The sequence below is a fragment of the Methanohalobium sp. genome, assembly GCF_046546175.1.
In the GTDB taxonomy this organism is placed as follows: domain Archaea; phylum Halobacteriota; class Methanosarcinia; order Methanosarcinales; family Methanosarcinaceae; genus Methanohalobium.
The window spans coordinates 1-6,745 of record NZ_JBKGYF010000089.1 but is presented as its reverse complement, the minus strand read 5'-3'; the positions used below and the strand labels follow the sequence as shown (position 1 = coordinate 6,745).

At 34.4% G+C, this 6,745-nt stretch carries 7 protein-coding genes and 1 pseudogene; 3 read left to right on the top strand and 5 right to left on the bottom strand.

What is annotated here, in order from left to right; translation table 11 throughout:
• The 3 genes and pseudogenes from ACLFMM_RS08535 to tnpA form a co-directional block, all read right to left on the bottom strand.
• Positions 1–377, bottom strand: a pseudogene (locus ACLFMM_RS08535) (RNA-guided endonuclease TnpB family protein); the annotation flags it as partial.
• A 277-nt stretch (positions 378–654) separates the two neighbouring features.
• Positions 655–1,494 carry a DUF1638 domain-containing protein gene (locus ACLFMM_RS08530; RefSeq protein ID WP_410808311.1) on the bottom strand — a complete coding sequence of 280 codons (840 nt, stop codon included), beginning with the start codon at positions 1,492–1,494 and terminating at the stop codon, positions 655–657.
• A 427-nt stretch (positions 1,495–1,921) separates the two neighbouring features.
• Positions 1,922–2,317 (bottom strand): IS200/IS605 family transposase, encoded by a 396-nt coding sequence (tnpA, locus tag ACLFMM_RS08525; protein ID WP_410808310.1) that lies wholly within the window; start codon positions 2,315–2,317, stop codon positions 1,922–1,924.
• 57 nt (positions 2,318–2,374) lie between these two features.
• Here tnpA and ACLFMM_RS08520 point away from each other — a divergent pair, with 57 nt between their 5' ends.
• Entirely contained in the window at positions 2,375–3,625 is a 1,251-nt protein-coding gene (locus tag ACLFMM_RS08520) for an RNA-guided endonuclease InsQ/TnpB family protein (RefSeq protein WP_410808309.1), read from the top strand.
• A gap of 59 nt (positions 3,626–3,684) precedes the next feature.
• On the opposite strand, the gene ACLFMM_RS08515 is transcribed toward ACLFMM_RS08520, so the two are convergent.
• A complete protein-coding gene (locus ACLFMM_RS08515) occupies positions 3,685–3,882 on the bottom strand; it encodes a hypothetical protein (protein ID WP_410808308.1) in 198 nt (65 codons plus the stop codon).
• Between the two features lie 380 nt (positions 3,883–4,262).
• Here ACLFMM_RS08515 and ACLFMM_RS08510 point away from each other — a divergent pair, with 380 nt between their 5' ends.
• Positions 4,263–4,622, top strand: a complete 360-nt coding sequence (locus ACLFMM_RS08510; RefSeq protein WP_410808307.1) for a response regulator — start codon at positions 4,263–4,265, stop codon at positions 4,620–4,622.
• Between the two features lie 173 nt (positions 4,623–4,795).
• Positions 4,796–4,993 carry a hypothetical protein gene (locus tag ACLFMM_RS08505; protein ID WP_410808306.1) on the top strand — a complete coding sequence of 66 codons (198 nt, stop codon included), beginning with the start codon at positions 4,796–4,798 and terminating at the stop codon, positions 4,991–4,993.
• Positions 4,994–5,192: 199 nt separating this feature from the next.
• On the opposite strand, the gene ACLFMM_RS08500 is transcribed toward ACLFMM_RS08505, so the two are convergent.
• Complete coding sequence (locus tag ACLFMM_RS08500) at positions 5,193–6,269, bottom strand: uroporphyrinogen decarboxylase family protein (protein WP_410808305.1); 1,077 nt, start codon at positions 6,267–6,269, stop codon at positions 5,193–5,195.
• Positions 6,270–6,745: the final 476 nt, after the last annotated feature.

The window sequence follows — 6,745 nt, the reverse complement described above, 5'->3', positions numbered from 1 at the left end:
ATCCTGACTTCCTTGATGTATCTGCCAAGGATATTGTCAGGAATCTTGAAATACAAATATCTGATTCCATAAGTTTTGTAATAATCTAAACCCAAAGATAATCTGATTTTATCGTCGATAACCTTCAGCTGATCTTTCTTGAAAGTACATATGAAGTTACCGTCTTTATCCAGATACTTTGGGAGAGAAACTGGTTTCTCATATTCTCCTTTTCTTTTCTTATCCAGAAGCTTAAAGAACGATTTCATACCACCATCTACAGTCTCCATGGTATTCTGGGCAACCTGAGATGGCATTAGTCTGTAATTTTCGTTCTCTTTAACCGTGTGATAAGCAGTATTCTTATTGAGATATTTCCTGTAGTTGAAGAAATTTTGCTACAGATGAACAATTGAGGATGATGGTAAGCTGGGGTATGGGTGAACCTGATACAGTACTGACATGTGAAAACATCAAGAATGTATATAGTTGTACAGGCACATGTTCATACCCATGATGATACTCCTTATGTGATTCCACTAAAACAACTCGGTATAGGGACATATGAGTGAACTTTTCGAGCCTATGGACATTTTTTGCTTCCAAGGGAGTTATCAAATGTTTAGATATTGGATTCGAAAAAATTCTAATTCCATCCTAAATAGATTTCTGCAATCAGTCCCATATTTCATACCCTATTTCCGAGCTGCAATTAATAGTAACCCTGTTAATCAGTTCATCTTTCACTTTCCAGTAACAATTTTCAGAAATCCTGTTAGTTCCACTAACATTTACAATTTCCAGACCGAACATGTCAGCAAATTCATCTACATTTTCCTGGAAACCTGATTCGTAGAAAAGACCCGTATCAATCTTTACGAGCCTATTTATACCCACTTTTTTGAAAAAGGATTTTTCAGACTTACTTATTTTCGACATCTTTTCACGACTGCCAAGCAGTACATCCCAGTGATTAGACCACATGGGAGTGAAAAACAATGCATCAGGATATTCCTTCAGTGTTTTACGATAATTCTCATTCCCCCCGAGTGCAAGTGCGATACAGTCTTTGATTTCAAAGTCTTCATTATGTGGGTTTTCATCTTTTAATATACGGACAGTACAATCAGCATCTTTGGATATATCTTCGATATCTACAAAAGCTTCCCCGCAATACCCATAAAATAATAGTATCCCGTCAGAAAACATTGAAATTTTATCAATGGTTTTTTGGGTTTCTTGTTTGAGATTTTTTAGATTGGAATGTAAATCTTTGGATTGAACCACCACAATAATTGTAAACCCCGAACTTTCAAAATCCTGATCATGGTCTATTTCTAACTCGGTCTCAGACAGTACTTCAGGTTTGATATCCTCAGACTGTAGTTTGGATGTAATATCTGAATGTTCTCCATTATTTAGAACTATTATCCTATCGATATTAACATCCTGTTTCAAAATATTTACAATCTCGTCTTCAAGCATTTTGCATCCTATAATACTTAAAATAGACATAAAACCACTTTTAGAGTTAATTTTTCCTATAGAAATATAAATTTAATATTCACTGGTGATGATATTGATATGAATAAGTTAGGTATAGTTGTTCAATACCTAACTTTAAATTCAATCTAATCTATTTACCACATTTAGTTAAGGGAGGTTCAAATCCATATGTGATTATGGCACTTATAGGGACATCACATATGGATTCAGAGAGGTTGATAACGGACCAACACAGTCTATAATACAAAACCAAACAATTTAAAAAGAACTATTTAGATATCAGACGTTACCTTTTTGGTTAACTATACTATTCCAATTTATAATAACAGAAGGTAGAAAACCCTTATGTCTTCAGCATTGCATCAAATCGTAGATTTAATGCGAGTTTCATTTCTTTGAAATGAAACAAAGGGATGAATACCGTCTAATCCGAATATCAACCCTGACTGCGTATATATTCTGTAATTGTTTTTTTGCTTACGTTTCCTATTGTGCAACAGAAGTATCCATCACTCCATAGAGTATTTTCTTTCCAGTAATACATTTTTAGATGTTTTTTGTGGTTTTTCCACATAAGGTATGTTGACTCTTGCTTCAATTTTCTAATAACTGATAATATACTAATCTTTGGTTTGGATTTCACTAAAATATGTATATGGTCTTTGTCGCATTCCATTTCTACAACTTCAAATTCAGATTTTGATGCAATTGTGATTAAAATATCTTTTAAACTATCTTCAAATCCTATTAATGCATTTCTGCGATATTTACAGACAAATATGATATGATACATTAACAAATACTTGCTGTGATTGTTTCTATCATAATCCATAATCAGTAATAATTAACAAAACTTTTGAATAAATTTGACTATAATATATATAATAAAATGTACCTTACCCAGAAAAACCATATCAAAGCGGATAAACAGAAGTATGAAGTTCTGAAAAGGATTACTAAATTGTCTAAAAACCTGTATAATTTTACTCTGTACACTACAAGACAATACTATTTTGATAATGGAAAGTACATCAATCACGAATTCGCTTACCACTTGGTAAAAGATAATGAGAATTACAAAATGCTACCTTCACAGGTTGCACAGCAGACCATGAAAGTGGTAGACAGAAACATGAAGTCGTTTTTCAGGGTTCTGGGTGAGAGAAAAAGAGGTAACTACAACCGACCTGTAAAGATACCTGAATACCTACCCAAAGACTCTAAATTTGTATGTATCTTTCCAAAAGATATGTTTAAAATCGATGAAGGATTCATCAGATTGTCTATGGGTAGAGAATTTTACAAAAATTATGGTGTTAGATACCTGTACTTCAAGTTACCTGAAAACATAACAGGTAAACACATAAAAGAAGTACGGATAATCCCGAAGTGTAATGGACAGTGGTTTGAGATAGAGTATGTTTACAGGGATACCGGTGAAAAAGTCGATTTAGACTACAATAAACATCTATCTATTGATTTAGGAGTAAACAATTTCACAACCTGTGTAGATACCAATGGGACTGCTTTCATCATAGAAGGCAGGGGTTTGAAATCTTATAACCGTTGGTGGAACAAAGTCAAAAGTGGGTTGCAGTCTGTATATGATAAACAGGGTATAAAATCAGGTCAGAAACTGAACTGGTTGTTCGAGAAAAGGAAAAACAAGATTAACGATTTCATGAATCAGAGTGTTAACTATATCATAAAACATTGTATAGATAATAACATCGGCAACATCATAATCGGAGAACTGAAAGACATAAAACAGAACTCCAACATGGGTAAAAAGAGTAACCAGACTTTTCAAACTATACCCTTTGGTAAATTCAAACGAAAACTTCGGTCAAAATGTGAGTACTACGGTATCAATTGTATAGAAGTTGATGAGGCATATACCAGTAAAACCGATGCTCTTGCATTAGAACCCATTAAAAAACACCAAAAATACATGGGTATAAGAGTCAAGAGGGGATTGTTCCAGTCCTCTACTGGTAAACTGCTTAACGCTGATGTCAATGGAGCATTGAACATATTAAGAAAAGTAGTCGGTGATTCCCTTTTCTTCAAAGGGATAACTGATAGTGGGTGTGTGAACCATCCGAAAAAGATAAGACTCTTTGGAGTAAACTCTTTTTGAAGCCAGTTGGTCTTTAGCCAAGTAGTAGTTCACCCGTTGGAATACATCAATAAGCGACCTCATTCCCCAAATATAACCAATGGGTCAAGGCGCACTGTGCCTTTTTTAGTCCAGTAACCACAGATTTTGCATATCTGTATACCATTTTCTTTGGTTTCCAATTTTGATTTACATTTTGGACAAACAGTTAACATATTCAAATCGCCCCACTCCTCAACCCGCAGAAATACTACATAGTAAGGGATATCCGCTTCCAAATGGAACAAACATTAATGCTTTGATACACATATGAGGGCGGATAGTGATATAACGGGCACATCACAACATATGAAACGCAATCAAATGATTTAAAAAAATCTATTTGGGTGTTAGACATTACCCTGCTGATTAATAATACCAAACACTGAAGTTTGTATATAAAAAGTTACATTAGTTTTAGAAGTTGAAAGATAAAACCTGTACATTGTAGTTGGTAGCGTATCTAATAACCAATCGGGTTATATCCGTAAACTAAATTCAAACTTATAAATCTATGCTCCAATATTTCATAAATACTAATAAAAACATATCTACACAGAAATAAAATTTTACTACCAAAACATAAAATGTAGTATTACACGAAGTTAGGTGATAATTAATGATTGATGTATTATTAGTCGAAAATAACGAGCAGCATAAAGAGCAAATCAGTAGCATATTAACTGATTACTCTTTTTTCAATATTATCGATGCAAGCGATGCACAGGAAGCAATCGATAAAGTTGATGAGTACAATATCGATTTGATATTGTTAAGTATCCAAACAGCATATATGAATGGTTTGGGTTATCTACCAGAACTCAGGGAAAAAGCGAGCTCAAAAAGCATCTCAATTGTTGAAATATCTTCAAATGACACATCCAATGATGAAAATCTAGGTTCTGAAAATAATGAATATATCTCGAAATCATCCAGTGGTCAAAACTTTGAAAGTTTCATTGAATATCAATTTAACTAATTTTTTATATATTATTGTTGTTTGCTAGATTATTCTACTAAAAAGTACCACCTACATATGGTTAAATTGTTCTAAAATGCATTTAAGTGGACAGGTCATAACTTCGTAACAGATATTTCATTTTCGAAATTGTTAAATACTCTGAAACCCATCTTCGATACGGGGTAATTACAATGGTATGGAGTTTCTCAAAACTTGATGAGGATAGTATCAAAGATATCAATGAACTTGAAAAGAAGATGGGAATTATTTTGCTTGCTTTTTCAGATAGGGATATAAAAGCTGCAGACCTTGATGAAGACCAATTAAAGTCCATAAAGGATCTGGAAGATAAATTAGATATGTCTCTTGTTGCTGTTACCAAGAAATAAGTTATTCTCAATAGATGGTAGATAGTTAAGAAGGAAGCTATTAAATTTCTTCAAATTTTAATTTTTTCGTGAAGTATATTTATTTTTCATGTTCATACCCAGAGGTTTTTAATACTGATTAAATTTACTGGATTTAGCTGATTAATAACGATATCTATAGGTATTCTGCAAACTCCTGAAAAATAAAAAAATAAAAATATTAGCTGTATTTTCCATACATCTCTGCTGCATCAACCATTGCCATTACTTTGATAGGAGCAGCATTTGGTGGAAATTCACAGCCGGCTGCTAAAATGTAACCACTTGGAGAATCCATACCTTCTTCGATATTTTCACGGCAAAGTTCCAGTACTTCTTCATAGGAACTGCTCTGGAACAGCGGCGGGTTGATATTTCCGCATATTACATCATGGTCTCCGAATGCATCTATCTGTGTTTTAATAGACGTCTCGGGTCCAAACAGCCACACATATTTACCCGACCAATCGTTTTCTTCCCTCATCTTGACATAATAAGGGATGTTACCGTTCTGGTCAGCACATGGATGCATCAGGACCGCTGGGATTCCGCGTTCTTTCACATGGTCATGTATTTTCTTTACGTAGGGATAAGCAAATTCTTCAAACATCTTTGCTGATATCATTGTATTTGATTCAGATGGACCACCGTCAAACGGGAGCAGGTTTTCCGGTCCGTACTTGTCTGCGAAATAATCAACGGCATTGATAAACATATCACTTACCTTATCAAGAATCTGGTGTACTACATCAGGCTTGGTTACAACCCAGTTGAAAAACTTGGATGTTTCAGCAACCACTGATGCAGCGGTGAAAACACTGCCTATCTGTACTGTTACAGGCATTCCGCGTTCTGCACATTTAGATGCCACTTTATCGGCTTCTTTGTAAGCGCCTGGTAGTTCATTCCTGAAATCAGGCACTTTTAGATTTTCAACATCTTCGACCTTATTTACAGGGTGTTCTTCTATATAGGGTGCTCCCTGGTTCTTACGATAAGGGAACCCTATCTTGCCTCCAAATTCCCACGCTCCGCATGAAGCATATCCATACATAGGTGTCTGTTCATAACCATGAAGTCGCATAGATGCAAACTGTGCATCAAAGCACTTATCCCCATCTGCATAGAAATCTCCAAGAGAAATACCGGTTATATTTGCAGCATACCCTTCTATAAAGGGTACTACTGGTACACGGTCAGGTTTTTGTCCGGACATGACGGCTGCCATGCGTTCAGGAGAAGTCATTCTTGTTGTCATTTATAAACTCCCCATGTGAACTACCACTTGGCTAAAGACCAACTGGCTCCTTAAATTAAAAATTTAAGGATAACTTTAAATCTATGATTTAAAGTGCTTCCTGTTTCATACTTTTCCCTTATGGGAACAAGTCCACAGGCTCTACCCCTCGTACCGAAGGTGTAAAATTGTAATCTTGGTTATCAATTACAATCATACAGACATTGGTCTTTATAATATTTAAACCTAATTAATAGATTAGACGGTATTCATCCATTTGTTTCATTTCAAAGAAATGAAACTCGCATTAAATCTACGATTTGATGCAATGCTGAAGATATAAGGGTTTTCTACCTTCCATTGTTATAAAATTGTAATTATATATATGTGTGAAACATATAAAAACATTTTTGTTTTGACGGCTTCAATTATCTCTAATTTGGAGACTATCAAATTAGCTTTTCGTTTTAAAAAAGGAACTCTTTTTTTCATCTTTA